This is a genomic window from Parafrankia soli, assembly GCF_001854695.1.
GTDB lineage: Bacteria > Actinomycetota > Actinomycetes > Frankiales > Frankiaceae > Parafrankia > Parafrankia soli.
Genome location: NZ_MAXA01000213.1, coordinates 101,039 through 118,773, shown reverse-complemented (window position 1 = coordinate 118,773; position 17,735 = coordinate 101,039). Strand labels below are relative to the sequence as shown.

The 17,735-nt window shown below is 72.9% G+C and carries 16 protein-coding genes; 6 read left to right on the top strand and 10 right to left on the bottom strand.

The features are described from left to right. The first annotated feature begins 52 nt into the window (after positions 1–52). Positions 53–1,858 (top strand): serine/threonine-protein kinase, encoded by a 1,806-nt coding sequence (locus tag BBK14_RS16845; RefSeq protein WP_071063608.1) that lies wholly within the window; start codon positions 53–55, stop codon positions 1,856–1,858. Here the strand turns inward: BBK14_RS16845 and BBK14_RS41710 are convergent. After that, complete coding sequence (locus BBK14_RS41710; protein ID WP_071063605.1) at positions 1,845–2,555, bottom strand: helix-turn-helix transcriptional regulator; 711 nt, start codon at positions 2,553–2,555, stop codon at positions 1,845–1,847. The genes BBK14_RS16845 and BBK14_RS41710 overlap by 14 nt on opposite strands. Positions 2,556–2,885: 330 nt before the next feature. Between BBK14_RS41710 and BBK14_RS16835 the strand changes: the two genes are divergently transcribed. Further along, positions 2,886–3,881: a DEDDh family exonuclease gene (locus BBK14_RS16835; protein WP_198541321.1), complete on the top strand. Its 996-nt coding sequence runs from the start codon at positions 2,886–2,888 to the stop codon at positions 3,879–3,881. Between the two features lie 64 nt (positions 3,882–3,945). On the opposite strand, the gene BBK14_RS16830 is transcribed toward BBK14_RS16835, so the two are convergent. The 3 genes from BBK14_RS16830 to BBK14_RS16820 all read right to left on the bottom strand — a co-directional run bounded on the left by BBK14_RS16830 (position 3,946) and on the right by BBK14_RS16820 (position 6,850). Beyond that, a complete protein-coding gene (locus tag BBK14_RS16830; protein ID WP_020462394.1) occupies positions 3,946–4,209 on the bottom strand; it encodes a GlsB/YeaQ/YmgE family stress response membrane protein in 264 nt (87 codons plus the stop codon). A 311-nt stretch (positions 4,210–4,520) separates the two neighbouring features. After that, positions 4,521–5,015, bottom strand: coding sequence for a DUF309 domain-containing protein (locus tag BBK14_RS16825; protein ID WP_241831589.1), 495 nt, complete (start codon positions 5,013–5,015; stop codon positions 4,521–4,523). Between the two features lie 104 nt (positions 5,016–5,119). Beyond that, the gene (locus BBK14_RS16820; RefSeq protein ID WP_071063598.1) at positions 5,120–6,850 is read right to left on the bottom strand and encodes a serine/threonine-protein kinase; all 1,731 of its coding nucleotides are present in this window, start codon (positions 6,848–6,850) and stop codon (positions 5,120–5,122) included. Between the two features lie 766 nt (positions 6,851–7,616). Here BBK14_RS16820 and BBK14_RS16815 point away from each other — a divergent pair. Further along, on the top strand, positions 7,617–9,272 hold the full coding sequence (locus BBK14_RS16815; protein WP_071063596.1) for an ABC-F family ATP-binding cassette domain-containing protein: 1,656 nt from the start codon (positions 7,617–7,619) through the stop codon (positions 9,270–9,272). 115 nt (positions 9,273–9,387) lie between these two features. Further along, positions 9,388–9,873 carry a DUF456 domain-containing protein gene (locus BBK14_RS16810; protein ID WP_071063594.1) on the top strand — a complete coding sequence of 162 codons (486 nt, stop codon included), beginning with the start codon at positions 9,388–9,390 and terminating at the stop codon, positions 9,871–9,873. Between the two features lie 189 nt (positions 9,874–10,062). Here BBK14_RS16810 and BBK14_RS16805 read toward each other — a convergent pair whose 3' ends face one another. Beyond that, the gene (locus BBK14_RS16805) at positions 10,063–10,335 is read right to left on the bottom strand and encodes a hypothetical protein (protein WP_241831587.1); all 273 of its coding nucleotides are present in this window, start codon (positions 10,333–10,335) and stop codon (positions 10,063–10,065) included. A 436-nt stretch (positions 10,336–10,771) separates the two neighbouring features. Here BBK14_RS16805 and BBK14_RS16800 point away from each other — a divergent pair, with 436 nt between their 5' ends. After that, a complete protein-coding gene (locus BBK14_RS16800) occupies positions 10,772–11,800 on the top strand; it encodes a sulfite exporter TauE/SafE family protein (RefSeq protein WP_083391018.1) in 1,029 nt (342 codons plus the stop codon). 13 nt (positions 11,801–11,813) lie between these two features. Here the strand turns inward: BBK14_RS16800 and BBK14_RS16795 are convergent, their stop codons facing one another. The 4 genes from BBK14_RS16795 to BBK14_RS16780 form a co-directional block, all read right to left on the bottom strand. Further along, complete coding sequence (locus BBK14_RS16795) at positions 11,814–12,791, bottom strand: LLM class flavin-dependent oxidoreductase (protein ID WP_083391017.1); 978 nt, start codon at positions 12,789–12,791, stop codon at positions 11,814–11,816. 63 nt (positions 12,792–12,854) lie between these two features. Further along, the gene (locus BBK14_RS16790) at positions 12,855–13,277 is read right to left on the bottom strand and encodes a DUF2752 domain-containing protein (protein ID WP_071063592.1); all 423 of its coding nucleotides are present in this window, start codon (positions 13,275–13,277) and stop codon (positions 12,855–12,857) included. Positions 13,278–13,324: 47 nt separating this feature from the next. After that, a complete protein-coding gene (locus BBK14_RS16785; RefSeq protein ID WP_071063590.1) occupies positions 13,325–13,855 on the bottom strand; it encodes a TM2 domain-containing protein in 531 nt (176 codons plus the stop codon). A gap of 205 nt (positions 13,856–14,060) precedes the next feature. Further along, positions 14,061–14,321 carry a hypothetical protein gene (locus BBK14_RS16780; protein ID WP_071063588.1) on the bottom strand — a complete coding sequence of 87 codons (261 nt, stop codon included), beginning with the start codon at positions 14,319–14,321 and terminating at the stop codon, positions 14,061–14,063. Between the two features lie 119 nt (positions 14,322–14,440). Between BBK14_RS16780 and BBK14_RS16775 the strand changes: the two genes are divergently transcribed. Next, positions 14,441–15,829, top strand: a complete 1,389-nt coding sequence (locus BBK14_RS16775) for a M20/M25/M40 family metallo-hydrolase (protein ID WP_071063586.1) — start codon at positions 14,441–14,443, stop codon at positions 15,827–15,829. Positions 15,830–16,022: 193 nt separating this feature from the next. Here the strand turns inward: BBK14_RS16775 and BBK14_RS16770 are convergent, their stop codons facing one another. Beyond that, on the bottom strand, positions 16,023–17,537 hold the full coding sequence (locus BBK14_RS16770) for an NAD(P)/FAD-dependent oxidoreductase (RefSeq protein WP_020462384.1): 1,515 nt from the start codon (positions 17,535–17,537) through the stop codon (positions 16,023–16,025). Positions 17,538–17,735: the final 198 nt, after the last annotated feature.

Genomic DNA, 17,735 nt, shown 5'->3' with positions numbered 1-17,735 from the left:
ACGGTGCCGGTCGAGGCGCACGGTGCCGGTCGAAACGGGGGGAGTCGGGCGGATGGAGATTCCGCGGAGGTTGGGGCCGTTCCTGCTCACCCACCGCATCGGGGCCGGTGGCATGGGCACGGTCTACTACGGAACGCTCGACGGGCCCGCCGGCCGGCCCGCGGCGGTGAAGGTCATCCGCGCGGAGTACGCCGATGACCCTGAGTTCCGCGCGCGTTTCCGACGGGAGATCGAGGTCGTCTCCCGGGTCGCCGGCGCGTGCACCGCGCGCGTCCTGGCCGCCGACCCGGACGGCGACCCGCCCTACCTCGCCACCGAGTACCTCGCCGGCCCGAACCTGGCAGAGTACGTCCGCCAGCACGGCCCGCTCGTCGGGGAGACGCTGCGGACCCTGGCCGTCGGGCTGGCCGAGGCGCTCGTCGCGATCCACGACGCCGGTGTCGTCCATCGCGATCTGAAGCCGTCGAACGTGCTGCTCACCCGGGAAGGGCCGCGGGTGGTCGACTTCGGGATCGCCCAGGCCGCCGACACCGTGTCGCTCACCGGCGCCGGCTCCTCCGTCGGCAGCCCCGCCTACATGAGCCCGGAGCAGATCAGGGGCGGGGGCAGCGATCCGGCGATGGACGTGTTCGCCTGGGGCTGCACGGTCGCGTACGCGGCCACCGGGCGTTCGCCGTTCGGCGGCGGCCCGGCCGACGCGGTGCTGTTCCGGGTACGGCACGATCCGGCCAACCTGGACGGGGTCCCGGGCCGGCTGTACGCGCTGCTCGCCCGGTCGCTGGCGAAGAACGCCAAGGCGCGGCCGGACATCCACACGCTGTTCCGGGAGATCCTCGCCCTGTCGGACGTCGGCGCCGCGGTCAGCAGCGAGGCGCAGGACACCGACCTGACGGCGTTGGTCAACCAGGTGATCGCCGAGGGCTGGCTGTCCGTCGAGCATCTGGACCCCCGGATCCTCGACCTGGACGTGCGGGACGTGAACCCGTTGCCGATCGTCAGGGCGGCGGCCGGCGGCTACGCCGCCTACGCCCGCTCGGATGCCGGCGGGCCCCGCAATCTGGCCGGTGCCCGTGACCCAGTTGGGTCAGGCAACTCTCCTGGGCCCAACAACTCAGATCGGCCCGGCAGCCCAGTTCGGCCCAGCGGTCCAGTTCGGCCCGGCAGCCCACCTCGGCCCGGCCATCCGGCTGGAGTCGGCGGTCCGGCGGTGCCGGTTGCTCCGGGGACGTCGGCCGCGCATGTCGTGCCGTTGCCGCGAGCGGAGTCCCCGACCCTGCACCGGTCCGGACCCGTGCGCCCCGGGCCCGGTCCGGCCGGGCCCCGGCGAGGTCCGGGGCAGCCGAGCGCGCCCAATCAGCAGAGTGGGCCCAACGAGCGGAGCACGCCCAATCAGCCGAGTACGGCCGGGCGACAGGCGCCGGCCGGGCAGCAGTGGGCGGCCGGGCAGCGCGGCGCGGCCGGAAGGCGGATTCCTTCCAATTATCCCGTTTCCCCTGCCGCACCCGCTCCGGCTGCGCCGCCGGGCCCACCGGAGCCAACCGCGGCACGGGGGCCGGTCGGGGCGGGCTCGGGGGAGACCCCGCGGCGGGTTCCGGCGCACCCCGCGACTGCTGTGACGCGGTCGCGTCAGTACCAGGCGCCCGACCCGCCGGCGGCGCATGGGCCCGTCCATCCGCCGTCCTCGGCCGGCGTGCCGGCCGTCTCCCGCCGGGAACGCCGTCGGCGGGAGCGGGAGCGGGAACGGAGGGCGTCGATCCGACGGGCCGCGGCCTGGGTCTGCGACCCGCGCTGGATCGTCGTCCTCGCCGTCCTGGCGGCGCTGGTGCTGGTCGGTATCGCGATGGTCAATATTCGTTGATCCCGGTGCCCTCGCCCGGCGGACGGGCGCTGGTCACCGGGCCCCGGCTCGCCGGCCGCCGCGCCGGGTATCGCTCACCCGGGTTCCAGGAGCCCGGCGAGGCCCAGCTGGCCGGGCGTCGCTCCGCCGGCTCGGGCCGGCCGGCGTTCGCGGGCGCCGGCCGCTGGTCGGCGGGATGCGTCGGCCCGCTCCGCCGCGCGCCGCGGACCATGGCGGTGCGCACCGCGGCGCCGCGCATCTGGACCGTGCCGAGCACCATCTCGTCCACGGGGACGGTGAGACCCTGCTCGACCAGGGCCGATGCCGTCGCGCTGTCGCCCGCGCGCAGCACGTCCCGCACCCGCTCGAGGATTCCGCGCAGGGTCGCGATCTGCTGGGCGCAGCTGGGTGCCCCGAGCTCGGGAAGCCACTCCGGCCACGGATGAGCTGTAATCTCGTCGTCGGGCACGCCCAGTTCGCGTGCGAGCGCGAGCTGTGAGATCCGGTCGGGGGTTACGCCTCGATTCTCCCAGCGCCAGATCTTCTGCCGCTGAGCGGCCATGCTCGCGACGCCGAGCTCGCGGGCACGGACGGCGACGATGCGTGCCACAGCTTCGTAGGACCAGCCGTGTAGGGCGCGAAGCCGCCGCAGGGGGTGACTGGGCTGGGCCGTCGATTCCGTGAGGGAAAGGGGATGTTCGGTCGGTATGACGAACAATCGTCTCACCTTTTCTTCTGTGCCCCCGCCCTCCCATCGCGCTACGCGGTGCGCTGCCGCCGCTGAACTGCCGCACCTGGTCGTCCCCGACAAACGACAGGTGCGCGGCGGGCCGCGGTCGACGGCACCGGCCGGGCCCAGACAGGAATCGCCCCGGTGGCCGTCGACGAGCGACTTAAAACAACGGACACACAATACCATCCGCGATCGCGGCCGGATTCGTTGTTTCCCTCGCGTTGCCCTCCACCCGCACCAGGTTCGCTCCGTCCCCGCACTGCTCCGGGCAGCGCGGCGCCGGACCGTCGGGGGTCTGCGCCATCATCTGCGGCTGTGAGCGCTGAGGTTCTTGCCCCGCCCGGCTTCGCCGCACGTTTTCGTCGGCCGTACGCGGTGGTGGACGTCGAGACCACGGGTCTGTCTCCGACGAGGGACAGGGTGCTGTCGATAGCGGTCGTCCTGACCGCCGCCGACGGCACCGTCGAACACCGCTGGTCAACCCTCCTGGATCCCGGATGTGATCCCGGCCCCGTCCATATTCATGGTCTGACCAGGCAGCGCCTGGCCGGGAGCCCGACGTTCGCCGCCGTCGCCGACGAGGTCGCCGGCCTGCTCGCCGGGCGGGTGCTCGTCGCGCACAACGCGGCCTTCGACTGGCGGATGCTCGCCGGCGAGGCCATGCGGATCGGGACGACGCTCCCGGTCGAGTGGCGGCTGTGCACGCTGACGTTGGCCAGTTGGCTCGGCCTGGAGCTGCCGAGCCTGCGCCTGGCCTCGCTCGCCGCCTACTGGGGTGTCGTCCAGCGGCGGGCCCATGACGCGCAGGACGACGCCGAGGTGCTGGCGACCTTGTTGCCCCGGATCCTGCAACGTGCCGCCGACCAGTACCTGGAGCTGCCGCTCACGCGCTGCGGCGTCGACCGCGACGGCGTCACGGTGCGTCCGCCGCGCTTCGCCGCCGCGGGCCGCACGCCGCCGTGCCGTTATCGAAACCCCGGGCGGCTCGATCCCGGCGCGGCGCTGGTCCAGGGAATGCGTGTCGCTTTCAGCGGCCCCACGCGGACGGAACGCGGCGAGCTCGTCGGCCGGGCGGTCGCCGCAGGCCTGCATGTGACGGAAACCGTGAGTCGGCGCACAAGTCTTCTGGTGACCAATGACGCTCGCAGCGTGACCCGTAAGGTCCGCACTGCCGCGTTGTTGAACACACCCGTACGAGGAGAGGAAGATTTTCTGGAATTGCTCGCGGCCGTTCGCCCAGGAATTCTCGTCCCGGCTGCCCCACCCGTTCGTCATGACCGCCGGCCGCGGCGCCCGACCCCGGACGCGTGATGGCCGGGCGAGTCCGTGGACTCGCCCGGCCATCACCGCGGGGCTGCTCGGTCGGCGGTGAAGGTCAGTGCCGAACGGAGGTGCGGCCCCGGCTGTGCACCGCACGCCAGACCAGCAGGGCGACGATGGCGCCGATGATCGAACCGATGATCCCGGACGGCTGCAGCGCACCCTCGCTCAGGTCATGCCCGAACAGCACGTAGCCGAGGAGACCACCGATGAAAGACCCGACAATGCCGAGCAGAACGGTTCCCGGGATTCCCATCGGGTCGCGCCCGGGGACGACCAGCCTCGCCACGGCGCCCGCGATGAGACCGAGAACGATCATGCTGATGATGAACCAGAGCACGTTGACCGCCTTCGTTGTGAGGTGAAACCCGTTACCGGGGTGCCGTCGCGCACATTTCTGGCGTGAAGTGCATCCGTCGAGAAGTGCGTCCGGGTGATTTTCCGACCGGAGGTGCTTTTTCGCCCTGCGCCGTCAAAAGTCTGGTACCCGGCGCCCTGGGCGACAAACACGCGCTAACACGCGAATGTGATCCTCGCCCGACATGGCCGCCCTGACGGGGGTGGGGAAGCCTGGCGGGACGCCGGCTGCGTCCGCCGGCGGACGCCGTCCGCCGGGCGCTCGGTGGGGATTCAGTCGTGTCCCTGGGTGACGAGGCGCGGGGGCGGTGGAACTCCGCCGGCCTGCGCTCCCGGCTTCTCGAGCCGGCGGAGCAGGTCCTCGGCCCACCGCACGACACCCGGCAGGTTCACGCCGTGGGCCCGCCAGCCGTCCGGCGCGGGCTGCCGGTCACCGGTGGGGGAGTCCAGGGCTTCCCGTCGCGCGTGGCCGGGGCATGGGCCGTCACCGGCCAGGCCCCCGTCCGCGGTGGGTTCGCACAGGTGGGGAACCAGCTCGGTCAGCCCGCGTCGCAGCAGGGCCGTCGCCCCGCGGGTGTTGCCGCGGGCCGCGTGGACCAGCCCGACCACGACCTGTGTCAGGCCTCGCCACAGGCCTCGCTCGGCCGCCGGAGCGGCCTTCCACGCTTGTTCGAGGACCTCGTGTGCCTGGAAGTACAGACCGGCGTCCAGCAGGTCCTGTGCGGCTCTCAGCGTCGCGCGCGGTGACGCGGGGAGGTCGTCCGGCAACGGTGGGACCCCGGCGGCTCCGTGGGGGAGAGGCCGGCCGAGCGCGTCGCGGGGCCGCGCCGTCGGCCGGAGGCGCCGCGCCGCGCCGGGGGGCGGGCCGGCTGTCATCCCGGCATCGCGATCAGGACGGCGATCAGCACCGCCAGTACCAGCGCCAGCACGGCGAGGGCCCAGACCCGGGCCGGCGGAAGACCGGCTCGCCAGCGCGGATCCGATCCGCTGGCACTGTCGGCGCGGACGTCGCCGCCGGTGCCGTCACCGGCGTCGCCTGTGGTGCGGACCGCGCCGGCGGTGTCGACGGCACCGCCGGTACTGCCTGGGCCGGGAGTGCTGACCGGGTCTGTGGGGCCGGCGGGGCCGGCGGTGCTGACTGGGCTGGTGACGGGACTGATGTCGGCGGCGGCGGTGGTGTCCTGATCTTTGGTGAGGACGTCGGTGGACGTCTCGCCGGCGACCGTGCCGGCCATCGGGGGACCGGCCGCTGCCGGGTCGGTACCGCTGTCCTTACTGGCCTCCGGATCCGCCGCGGTGCCGCCGGCGCGGTTTGTGTTCGCCGCCGGCGCTCCCGCCGTGAGATGGCCCGCCCGAGGCTGGACCGCTGTGGGCTGATCGGCTGTGGGCTCGGCCGTCGTGGGCTGGTCGTCGGCGTGATCACCGGGCCCGTCACCGGCCACCGTCGGTGACGGGCTGTCCAGGATGACCTCGAGGCCGTGATCGTCGCCGGTTGGGTCGGGGCGCCGGTTCGTCCCGGAGGTCCGGGACGGCGTGCTCGGGCCGGTGGCCGCCGCTTGGACCTCGTCGTCGAGGAACGTCGGGATGCCGGCCCGGGTGAGCCAGCCGGGGCCGCGGGCGCGGGCCATTGCCCCGGCCAGGCTGAGCGCGAACGAGCGGGCGGTCTGCGGCCGGCGGTCCGGATCCTTGGCGAGTGCCTGCTCGACGACCCGGGCGACGGGCTCGGGGATCCCGGCCAGCGGGCGTGGCGTGACGGTGAGGTGGTGGCGGGCCCACGCGTCGCTGGTCGCGGGCCGGACGAGGAAGAGCGGTCGGCGGGCCAGTAGCTCGTACAGGACGACCCCGAGCCCGTAGACGTCGGTCGCGGGGCTCAGTGAGCTCAGCGTGAACTGTTCGGGAGCCATGTAGCGCGGGGTGCCGATCGCCGAGCCCGGCGGACCGCCCGGACCATTGACACCGCCCAGCCCGCCGACACCGCCCAGCCCGCCGACACCGCCCAGCCCGCCCGTACCACCCGGAGCACCTGTACCGCCCAGAGTACCCACACCCCACAGGGCACCGGAACCCGGTGCCCTCGGTGTCACCCGCAGCGTGTGGGCGATGCCGAAGTCCGTCAGCTTCGGCACTCCCAGCGCGGTGAACAGGATGTTCTCGGGCTTGATGTCGCGATGGAGGATGTCCCGTGCGTGCACGTGCTCCAGGGCCGCCGCGGTGACGAGCGCCATGGCGCAGGCGGCCTCCAGCGAGAGGCCGGTGGTCGCCCGCACCCGCAGGCTGCCCCCGTCGAGGAGTTCCATGACGATCAGGGCCAGGTCCGCATGGGCAATGTAGCGGTACACGCGGACGAGGTGCGGATGGTCCAGGCCGGCCAGAAGGAGCGCCTCGGACTCGGCGTCGAGTGCGACGGCTGAGGCGGGCCGCAGGACGCCGGTCACGCCGAAGGTGGCGTCCTCGTCGACAGCGAGCGGCATGACCTTCACCGCGACGCGGCGGTGTGCGTCGTCCTGGGCGGCCAGCACGACGCCGGAGGAGCCGCGGCCGAGCTCCGCCGCGAGAGCATAGCCGGGCAGGGCCGCCGCGACGACGTCCCGGTCGACGATCATCTCGCCGCCCCGCTCGGCGCCGCCGTGTTCCGCGTGGCCCCGCTTCGCGTCGCCCGGTCCCGTRCCGTCCCGTTCCGCGTGACCCGTGCGAACTGGTTCCGCGCGGTCCCTTTCTGCGTCGTCTCTTTCCGCGCGGCCCGGTCCGGCGTGCTGTCCCCGCACGGGCCGTTCCAGGCCGCTGCCCGCCTTCTGGTCACCGGTGTGGGCCTCCCCCGAGGAATACGGGCCCGCGCGCCGCTCGGCTGGCGCCGCCTGCCCCCGGCGTGTGCGCGGGCGCGCGGCGGGGCAGTGGCCGTCGCAGTGGCCGGGATCGGGCGATACTAGGCCTGATCAGCCTATTCTGCGTGTGTTCGGGCAGTGGCGGCACCCGCGGTGCGGCGGCTGTCCTAAATGCCCGACACCGCGCGTGGGTCGTGGTTCGACACTCCGAACGGGTGGGAGTCTCACCCTGAGGTGCGCCGTCCATAGCTGAACCGTCCGAACGCTCGCGCGGGGATCCGGAGCAACCCGGGGGTGGGCGAACCTCCGATCGCGCTGAACCGGCGTCCAGCCCGACCGGGGGTGATCCGGCGCCGGTCCGACCCATTGCGGGGCCATGGTATGTCCAGCTAACGTAAAGGGCATGTTCAACTACTTTAGGTAAGTTATTTGTCGCGGAGTCCAGTGGATGTCACCAGTTGCCGATAGGTCGGCAGCTCCTGGTCACGACGGTGTGGGGCGGTAAACGGCCGCGCGGGACACATTCCCGGCCAGGGACACTGGACACATGTCCGCCACTCTCGTCGCCACCGATCTGACCGTGCTGCGGGGCGGCACCGTCGTCCTCGAAGGGGTGTCCCTGACCGTCGCCCCCGGTGATCGCCTCGGTGTGGTCGGGCCGAACGGCGTCGGCAAGTCGACGCTGCTGCGGGCCCTGGCCGGCCTGGTACGGCTCGACGGTGGACGGGTCGAGCTCTCGCCGCCCACAGCCCTGGTCGGGCTGCTGCCCCAGGAGCCCGACCGGCGCCACGACGAGACGCTGCGCGAGTACCTCGCCCGGCGTACCGGCGTCGCGGCGGCCCAGCAGGCGCTGGACGCCGCGACCGAGGACCTGACGGTCGGCGTCGCCGGCGCGGACGACGGATACAGCCTGGCGCTGGAGCGGTGGCTGGCGATCGGCGCCGCCGACCTGGACGTCCGCGCCGAGCAGGTCATCGCCGATCTCGGGCTGCCCGCCGCGGCACTGGACCGCCCGACGGCGACGCTGTCCGGCGGCCAGGCCGCGCGCGGCTCGCTCGCGAGCATCCTGCTGTCCCGCTTCGACATCACCCTGCTCGACGAGCCGACGAACGACCTGGACTTCGACGGTCTGGAGCGGCTCGAGCGGTACGTCGAGCAGATGTCGGGCGCGCTGGTGGTGGTCAGCCACGACCGGGAGTTCCTCGACCGGTCCATCGACGCCGTCGCCGAGATCGACCAGCATCAGCACGGCGTCACCCGTTACGCCGGCGGCTGGGACGCCTACCTGGAGGCGCGGGGCCTGGCCCGGCGCCAGGCCCGGGAGCGCTTCGAGCGGTACGCCGACCGGCGGGCCGGGCTGGTGGAGCAGGTCCAGCGCCAGCGTGAGCAGTCGGTGCGGGGGGCCGTCCGGGCGAAGCGGCGCTCGCCGGACTCAGACCGCTCGGCGCGCGGCGCGCGGATCGAGGCCGCTACCAAGAGCGCCGGACGGGTCCGCACGCTGCAGACCCAGCTCGACCGGATGGAGCGCGGCGACGAGGCGGTGGCCGAGCCGCGCAAGGAATGGCAGCTGCGCATGTCGATCGCCGCCGCCCCCCGGTCGGGCGATGTGGTGGCCACGCTGGACGGCGCCGTCGTCGAGCGGCCCGGCTTCCAGCTCGGCCCGGTCGACCTCACGGTCGCCTGGGCGGACCGGATCGTGATCACCGGCCGCAACGGCGGCGGGAAGAGCACGCTGCTGGCCGCGCTGCTCGGCCGCCAGCCGCTGACCGCCGGCCGGCACTCGCTCGGTTCCGGCGTGCTCCTCGGCGAGGTCGACCAGGCGCGCACCCACTTCCGCGGCGAGTCGACGGCGGCCGACGTCGCCGAGGCGGCGACTGGTTCCTCCCCGGCCGACGTCCGGACGCTGTTCGCGAAGTTCGGGCTGGGCCCGGACCAGATGACCAGGCCCGCGTCGTCCCTGTCGCCCGGCGAGCGGACCAGGGCGGCGCTCGCGCTCCTGCAGGGCGCCGGAGTGAACTGCCTGGTCCTCGACGAACCGACGAACCACCTCGACCTGCCCGCGATCGAGCAGCTTGAGCAGGCCGTCGAGGGGTTCGAGGGGACGCTGCTGCTGGTCACCCACGATCGGCGGCTGCTGGAGGCCGTGCGGGTGACCCGGCGCCTGAGCGTGGATGCCGGGCAGGTCACCGAGGCCCCCGCGTGACACCGGCGGGGCGGGTATTTTCGGGCGGAGCACGCCAGCCGCACAAGCCGGGCATCATGCCGCCGGGCATAAGGATGTCGGGCATCAGGATGTCGGGTACCGGGAGGTCGTCGCCATGAGCGGTGTCGAGCTGCTCGCCGTGGCGCTGGTGATGGCGGTCGGTGTCGTCGGTGTGGTCGTGCCGGTGATGCCCGGCCTGCTCCTCGTCTGGGGCGCCGGCGTGTGGTGGACGATCGCGGACGGCGGCGGCGCGGGCCGCTGGGTGGTGCTCGCGGTCATGAGCGCACTGTTCGTCGCCGGCGCGCTGGCCAAGTACGTGCTGCCGGGCCGGGCCGCGTCGGCCGCCGGCGCGCCGTTCTCGACGATGCTCATCGGCGCGGTCTGCGCCGTCATCGGCTTCTTCGTGGTGCCGGTTCTCGGCCTGCTCGTCGGCGGGCTCGCGGGCATCTACCTCGCGGAGCTCACCCGCCTGCGCGACGCCCGGCGAGCCACCGCCTCGACCTGGGCCGCTGTCGTCGCCTTCGGTGTCGGGCTGCTCGTCGAGCTCGGTGCGGCCGTCGCGATGGCCGCGGCCTGGGGCGTCGGCGAGCTCGTCAGCTGAACCCGTAGTCATCCGGGCCGGGTGCGCGGCGTGGGGAAGCCCGGCGCCGGAGAAAAAGGAGGCGCGCCGGGGAACTGTGGTTCGCGATGGCGGAAAGTGGCGTGTCGCGATTCATTCTATTCCCCGGCGCTGTCGTCCGATGGTCGTGTGAAGCGACCGGATAAGTGGTTCAGTCGGCGGTTCGTCTGATCACCAGTCCCAGTCCCAGTCCCAGTCATCCTTCTTCCGGTGGTCCTTGTCCCACCGGTCCTTCTCCCACTTGTCGTCCTTTCGCCACTCGTCCTTGTCCCACCTGTCCTTCTCCCACTTGTCGTGCTTCCAGCAGTCCTTCTTCCTCCAGTCCTTGCCGTCCCAGCGCTGCTCGTGGTGGCATCCCTTGTCGTCCCAGTCGGTGAAGGCCTGCGCGGCGCCGGCACCCGGGCCGAGGCCCAGGGTCACGGCGGCGGCGCCGGTGGCGACCAACGCGAGGATCCTACGTGGCGCGGACTTTCCCATCATTCCCCCATTGCCGGTATCGGCGTGCGGCTTCCCCGCACCCAAAAAAGGGTCTCGCCACCCGGCGATCCTCCTAAACAAAGAATCTAGGTGCCATGAAATTATGGAGATTTGACCACGGCTGATTCCGGGTCGTGTCGGTGGCGGTGGAATCGGTCGCCGTGTTGCCGTGAATGGGTTTTCGTGGCGGTGGTCGGCATTCCGGCGGGCGTTGTCGGGCAGCCGGGTGTCGGGTCGGGTGCGGCTCTGGCGTCGCGCTGTCGATCACCACCGGTGCCCGCCGCCGGGGGGCCGATCTCGCCCCGCGCGACAGTTACCGGGCTGTGGCCGCCCGGGTCGGGGCCGGAGTCACTCGACCCACCAAGCCGACGATGCCTATCGTGCCTGTCGGGAAGGTGGTCTGATGGACGTTGATCCGCTGGTGACGCTGGCCGGGTTGCTCGTGGGGTTCGTGGTGGGGCTGACCGGCATGGGCGGCGGCGCGCTGATGACGCCGATCCTGGTGCTGCTGTTCGGCGTGCAGCCGCTGGCCGCAGTCTCGAGCGATCTCGTCGCCTCGGCGGTGATGAAGCCCGTGGGCGCGACGGTGCACCTGCGCCGGGGCACCGTCCACCGCGGGCTGGTCGGATGGCTCGTGCTCGGCTCGGTGCCCGCCGGGTTCTGCGGTGTGCTGGTGCTGCGCGCGCTGGGCGACGGGGCCGCTGTGCAGGACAGGATCAAGGTCACGATGGGGGCCATCCTGATCGTCGCCGCGCTGGCGATGCTGGCGAAGGCGGAGATCGACCGCCGCCGGGGGCCCGGCAGCGCGGATGCCGCCGCGATCATCGTCCGGCCGCTGCCGACCCTGGCCATCGGCGTGGTCGGCGGCCTGGTCGTCGGCATGACCTCGGTCGGCTCGGGCTCGCTGATCATCGTGCTGCTGCTCTGGCTGTACCCGTCCATCCGGGGCTCCCAGCTCGTCGGCACCGATCTTGCCCAGGCGGTCCCGCTGGTGGCCGCGGCGTCGCTCGGGCACCTGATCTTCGGTGACTTCCAGCTCGGGCTGACCGGCTCACTGCTCCTGGGCTCCCTGCCCGGGGTCTACCTCGGCGCCCGGGTCTCGGCGGGGACGTCCACCAGCCGGGTCATCCGCCCGGCGGTCGTCGTGGTGGTGTCCCTCAGTGGCCTCAAGCTGGTTGGGCTGCCCACGGAGGCGCTGGGCGCCGTCCTGGCGCTGGTGGCGGTCGGCGTCGCGGGGTGGGCCGTGCGCCGCCGCGCAGCGGTGCCCGACATCGCGGCAGACATCGAGGCGGGCGCCGAGGTGGGCATCGCGGCAGGCGCCGTGCCCGGCGTCGTGGCGGGTGAGGCGCCCGGCGCAGATGAGCCCGTCCCGACCGGGCTCGCGGGCGGGGCCGACGGCCCGTATCCGGCTCTGTCCCGGGGCCAGCCCTGACGGGCGACGCCGGTCAGCCGCGGGCGGTCGTCGCGACCTGGCGCACGGCGGGCAGGACGTCGCGGGCGAACGCCTCGATCGTCTCGGGCGTCGCGAAGTCGGTGAACTGCAGGTAGAAACGCTCGACGCCAAGGGCCGCCAGCTCACCGAAGTGCTCGGCGAGCGTGTCCGGGGTCCCGACTACCAACCCGCCCCAGTTCCCGAAACGCTTCCGGGCCACCGCCGTGATGTCGTCCAGCTCCGCGCCGCTCGCCGCGAAACCGACCGGGTGCTGGGTCGACAGCCGCGCGCCGCCGGCGAGGGAACGCAGCTCGGCGAGGTCGCGCAGCCCGTAGGTCGGGCAGTTCCACCAGTCGGCGTGCCGGGCGACCATGGGCATTGTCAGCTTCCGGCCGGCACCGCCCAGCAGCAGCGGGATCCGTCCGTTGACCGGCACCGGGTGCTGCAACGCCCCGCGCAGGGTGAAGAAGCGGCCCTCGTGCGTCACCTCCTCGCCGCCGAACAGGGCGCCGAGCACCTCCAGGTACTCGGCGAGCCGGGCGGCGCGGGTCGGGTTGTCCTCGACCGGCAGGCCGAACCGCTCGAGCTCGGCCGGCGTGGAACCCCAGCCCAGGCCCAGCTCGAAGCGTCCGCCGGAGAGATGGTCGAGGCTGACGGCCTCCTTCGCGAGCACCGCCGGATGGCGGAACGACGCGCACAGCACCAGATGGCCGACGCGCAGCCGGCTGGTGGCCGCCAGCGCGGCCGTCGCGGTCGTCATCGCGTCGAAGCTGTCGCCGGCGGGCAGCCCCGGCGGGGCCAGGTGATCCATGAACGCGACGCCGTCGAACCCGGCCGCCTCCGCCGCCCGCACCCGGTCCAGCAGCCGGGGGAAGTCCATCCGCAGCTGGGGGAGGAACAGCCAGGCCTCGGGCAGCCCCCGGGCCGGGGCCGTTGGGGTCGGGACTGTCGACGTCGATGCTGCCGGGGCGGTCGGGTCACCGGAGACCATGGGTAACAACCTGGCAGAACGTGGCGCGACTCACCACCGGAGCCCCACACCGGGGACCCGGGCTCAGACCGAGGTCGGGCTGAGCGGCCATCCGGGCAGGTTGCGCACCGCCATCCAGGCCAGCGCCGCGCCGGCGAGCCCGTACGCCAGCGGACGCGGCAGCGGCGCGGGGTGACCACGGTCGAACGCGCGGGCCTGCCGGACGACGAGGGCGACCAGCAGCGGCGAGCACACCAGGAGGAACAGGTTGTCGCGGGCGGCCGCGGCCGGCATGCCGTGCAGCAGGTCGTAGGTGAGGCGCAGCCCACCGCAGGCCGGGCAGTCCAGCCCGGTGACCGCCCGGACCGGGCACCGCGGCATCACGGACGACGGGTCGTGCGGGTCGGTGCCGGCCAGGTAGCCGAGCCCGGCGAGCAGGCAGCAGCCGGCACCCGCCAGCACCAGCCGCCGCCGGACGCGGGAGGCCCACGGTCCGGTCGTGGCCATGCCGTTCCCTCTCGCCTCCGGTCGGCGGGCGCCGGCCCGCGCGGCGGTCAGTCCCGCAGCGGACGGCCGTACTGGTCGCGGACGTTGCCCGTGAGTATCATCACGCCGTCCACCAGCGCCCAGACGCCCAGGCCGCCGCAGGTGAGGAGCTGGGCCACCGCGATGCCCGTGCTGCCGAGGTAGAAGCGTCCGACGCCGAAACAGCCGGCGAAGATCTGTAGCAGGCCGGCGACGATCTTCTGCTTGTCCGAGTAGGGCTCACCGGTGATCGGGTGCCGGCCGAAGGGCGCGGACTGGTCGAAACCACCCGGCCCGTAGCCGCCGGGGTACCCGGGCGGCGGCCCGTACCCGGGCGCGTAGCCCGGCGGGGGCGGGTATCCCGGCGGCGGGCCGTAGCCGGGTTCCGGCTGGCCAGAGGGGAACCCGCCGGTCGGGGGCCCGTAGCCGGGGTCGGGCTGGCCGGGCGGGTATCCGCCGGGTGGCGGTCCGTAGCCGGCGTTCTTCGAGAGGTCCGGACCGGGTTGGCCCTGGCCGGGATAGCCCTCGCCGTAGCTGGGCGGCTGTCCTGGCGTGGTCATCGGCGTTCTCCATCCGGATACCGGCGCTCGGGTTGGCGCGCCCGGGCGATGTTGTGGCTTCCGGAAGATACAGCTCGGCGGAATCGCCGGACCGGCCAGCCTTGCGTCGGATGGCGGACATCCCGCCCGCCGCATCGTGCCGCTCGGCGCGCCGACACCGGTCCAACGCCTGTCCGGTACCGGCCGAACGCCGGTGCGATGCTGGCTAGCCGCTCGTGCGGGCGCCTCCACGCCGGCCGGCCGAGCCCGCCCGCGCCGGCGGGCCGCCGTGGTCCGCCCGCCCACCGGGCACCCGGCGCTCCGCCTTCGGCCCGACGGGCAGCACCGTCACACGGCTCAGGCTCGACGTCAGCCGCCACACCCGCCCGTACCCGTGCCGTGCGCGGAGGTGGTGGTCGAGGTCGCCGGTGGTTGGGAAGACGGCGGTGCACCCCAGGTCGTCGCGTGGGCACTGGTACAGCGTCATGGCTGGTCCTCCTACCGGGTGATCGGTCGTTGTTGGACCTGAAACCGGCCGGCAACGCGCAGCTTCGACGCTACGTCCCCGCCCCGGCGACCGCATGCCGCGCGGGGCAGACTGGAGACATGGCAAACGCGCCCCATGATCCCACTGACGCCCTCGCCGCCGCGGCCACGGGGGACCCACTCGCGGCGAGGACGGGGCGGCCGGCCGCCCCGTCCGCCGCCGAGTCCGAGGTCGTGGATCTGTGTCGGGACCTGCTGCGCTTCGAGTCGGTGAACCGCGGGAACGGCGACGGCCACGAGCGGCCCATCGCCGAGTACGTGGCCACCAGACTGGCCGAGGTCGGGCTGGAGCCGGTGCTGCTCGAGTCCGCGCCCGGCCGCACGAGCGTCGTGACCAGGGTGGAGGGCACCGACCCGTCCCGCTCCCCGCTGCTCATCCACGGCCACCTGGACGTCGTGCCCGCCGACCCGTCCGAGTGGCGCGTGCATCCCTTCTCGGGCGAGGAGGCCGACGGCTGCCTGTGGGGGCGCGGCGCCATCGACATGAAGGACATGGACGCGATGACGCTCGCCGTCGTGCGCGACATGGTCCGGTCGGGCCGGCGTCCGCCCCGTGATCTCGTCGTCGCCTTCGTCGCGGACGAGGAGGCCGGCGGCACCCTCGGCGCGCGGTGGCTGGTGGACAACCATCCCGACCACTTCGCCGACTGCACCGAGGCGATCAGCGAGGTCGGCGGGTTCTCCTACACCGTCTCGGACGACCTGCGGCTGTACCTGATCGAGACGGCGCAGAAGGGCATCGCCTGGATGAAGCTGACCGTCGCCGGCCGGGCCGGCCACGGGTCGATGATCAGCGAGGACAATGCGGTGACCAAGCTGTGCGAGGCGGTCGCCCGGCTCGGTCGGCACCAGTTCCCGATCGTGGTGACCCCGACCGTGCGCGTCTTTCTCGACTCGATCGGCGAGGCGCTGGGCATCGAGCTCCCCGCGGACGACCTGGAGACCACGATCGCGAAGCTCGGCCCGATCGCGCGCATGATCGGGGCGACGATCCGCAACACGGCGAACCCCACGCAGCTCGCCGCCGGACACAAGGTCAACGTGATCCCCGGCGAGGCCGTGGCCTACGTCGACGGGCGCTACCTGCCCGGGCAGGAGGAGGAGTTCCTGCGCCAGGTCGACGAGCTGCTCGGGCCGGAGGTCCGGCGTGAGTGGGTGGTGAACGACCAGGCGCTGGAGACCGGGTTCGACGGCCCACTGGTGGACGCGATGGCCTCGGCGCTGCGCGCGGAGGACCCGGCCGCCCGGGCCGTCCCGTACATGCTCTCGGGCGGTACCGACGCGAAATCGTTCTCCCGGCTCGGCATCCGCTGCTTCGGGTTCTCCCCGCTGCTGCTCCCGCCGGACCTCGACTTCGCCGGCATGTTCCACGGCGTGGACGAGCGGGTGCCCGTCGACGCCCTGCGGTTCGGGGTCCGCGTCCTGGACCGTTTCCTCGCCGCCTCCTGATGGGAGCTGACCCGCGCCGGCGTGCGAACCGTTCTGCCAGGCGAACCGGCCCGGCTGGCGAACCGGCCTGACGCGCGAACCGGCCCGGACCTGATGGTCCGGGCCGGTTCGTGGGCCGCGCGCACGGGCCGGGAGGTCAGGCGGTGCGGACGGGGGATGCGGACGGGCCGTGCGGTCGGGGTGGACCCCGGGATCAGGCGGTGCCGGTGGAGGCGCTGCCCGACGCGGCGCCGTCCGGACCGAGATGGGCCGACTCGGCGCCCGGCGCCGGGTTGCCGGCCGGCGCCTTGCGGGCCTTCGGAACGGCGCCAGGCTGCCCCGCCGGCCGGGTCGCCGCCGAGGGGCCTCGGGAGGCCCAGTCGTCGGGCAGCGTCGGCATGAAGCCCTCGCCCAGCCGTTGCAGTGCTGACCGGGCGAAGATCTGCTGCGTGGTCACCGTCCGCTCGGAGCGGCCCCGGCCGATGAAGCTGACCGTCCAGTGCAGCAGGGTCGTCACCCGGTGCTTGAACCCGATGATGTAGACGAGGTGCACGGCGAGCCACATCAGCCAGGCGACGAACCCGCTGAGCTGGACGCCCTTGATGCTGGCCACGGCGCTGAAGCGCGAGATCGTGGCCATGCTGCCCTTGTCCTTGTACTCGAAGTTCCGCATCGGCGGGCCACCGCGCAGCCGGGTGCTGATCGTCTTCGCGGCGTACTTGCCGCCCTGGATCGCGACCTGCGCCACACCGGGCAGCCGGTCGAGGGTGGCCATGTCACCGACGACGAACACCTCGGGGTGCCCGGGCAGCGTCAGGTCGGGCTGCACCTGGATGCGGCCCGCCCGGTCGAGGACCGCGCCGGACTGCTCGGCGAGCTGCTTGCCGAGCGGGCTGGCCGCGACCCCGGCGGCCCAGATCTTGCAGACCGACTCGATCCGGCGGCGCGTGCCGTCGGAGTCCTCGACGTCGATGCCGCGGGAGTCGACGTTGACGACCCTGGCCCCGAGCTGGATCTCGACGCCGAGCTTCTCCAGCTTGGAAGTGGCCTTGGCGGCCAGCTTCTCGCCGAACGTGCCGAGCACCGACGGGGCGGCGTCGAGGAGGATGATCCGCGCCTTCGTCGTGTCGATGCGCCGGAAATCCTGCCGAAGCGTGCGGTGCGACAACTCGGCGATCTGCCCGGCCATCTCCACACCGGTCGGCCCGGCGCCGACGACCACGAACGTCATGTAACGCGCGGCGTCGGCCGGATCGGGTGTCGTCTCGGCCACCTCGAACGCGCCGAAGATGCGCCCGCGCAGCTCCAGCGCGTCATCGATGCTCTTCATACCGGGTGCGTGCTCGGCGAAGTGGTCGTTGCCGAAATAGGACTGACCGGCGCCGGCCGCGACGATGAGACTGTCATAGTGCTGTACGTCCGTGCGCCCGAGCAGGTTGGACGTCACGGACTTCGTCGCGAGGTCAATGGACACGACCTCGCCGAGTTCCACCTTCACGTTCTCCTGGCGGCGCAGTACCTCACGCGTGGTCGGGGCGATCTCCCCCTCGGACAGGATGCCCGTCGCGACCTGGTACAGCAGCGGTTGGAACAGGTGATGTGTGGTCTTCGCGACGACAGTCACCTCGACGGGCTCGCGCCGCAGGGCCTGCGCGGCGAACAACCCGCCGAAACCCGAGCCGATGATCACGACCCGGTGCTTTTGGTGTTCGTCGCTCGTAGCGGTCACAATCGCTCCCCACGTGCCGATGGGTGTCTGACGGAAGTGGTGCACGGTCCGTCCGCCTCTCCATCTTCCGCCGTGAAGCCGGGGGGAGATCGTGTTGATACTCACGTCACGACGCGCGGCCTTCCGGACGGCCGGCGGCACACTCGTCCTGAAGTGTTGTGTCTATCCGGGCCGGGCTGGTGGCCGACGGCGTCAGGC

Coding starts and splice junctions, on each gene's coding strand:
- BBK14_RS16815 (WP_071063596.1), top strand. CDS start 7,617: ATGTCCGCCACTCTCGTCGCCACCGATCTGACCGTGCTGCGGGGCGGC.
- BBK14_RS16775 (WP_071063586.1), top strand. CDS start 14,441: ATGGCAAACGCGCCCCATGATCCCACTGACGCCCTCGCCGCCGCGGCC.
- BBK14_RS16790 (WP_071063592.1), bottom strand. CDS start 13,277: ATGGCCACGACCGGACCGTGGGCCTCCCGCGTCCGGCGGCGGCTGGTG.
- BBK14_RS16780 (WP_071063588.1), bottom strand. CDS start 14,321: ATGACGCTGTACCAGTGCCCACGCGACGACCTGGGGTGCACCGCCGTC.
- BBK14_RS16830 (WP_020462394.1), bottom strand. CDS start 4,209: ATGATCGTTCTCGGTCTCATCGCGGGCGCCGTGGCGAGGCTGGTCGTC.
- BBK14_RS16845 (WP_071063608.1), top strand. CDS start 53: ATGGAGATTCCGCGGAGGTTGGGGCCGTTCCTGCTCACCCACCGCATC.
- BBK14_RS16800 (WP_083391018.1), top strand. CDS start 10,772: ATGGACGTTGATCCGCTGGTGACGCTGGCCGGGTTGCTCGTGGGGTTC.
- BBK14_RS16795 (WP_083391017.1), bottom strand. CDS start 12,791: ATGGTCTCCGGTGACCCGACCGCCCCGGCAGCATCGACGTCGACAGTC.
- BBK14_RS16810 (WP_071063594.1), top strand. CDS start 9,388: ATGAGCGGTGTCGAGCTGCTCGCCGTGGCGCTGGTGATGGCGGTCGGT.
- BBK14_RS16785 (WP_071063590.1), bottom strand. CDS start 13,855: ATGACCACGCCAGGACAGCCGCCCAGCTACGGCGAGGGCTATCCCGGC.
- BBK14_RS16820 (WP_071063598.1), bottom strand. CDS start 6,850: ATGATCGTCGACCGGGACGTCGTCGCGGCGGCCCTGCCCGGCTATGCT.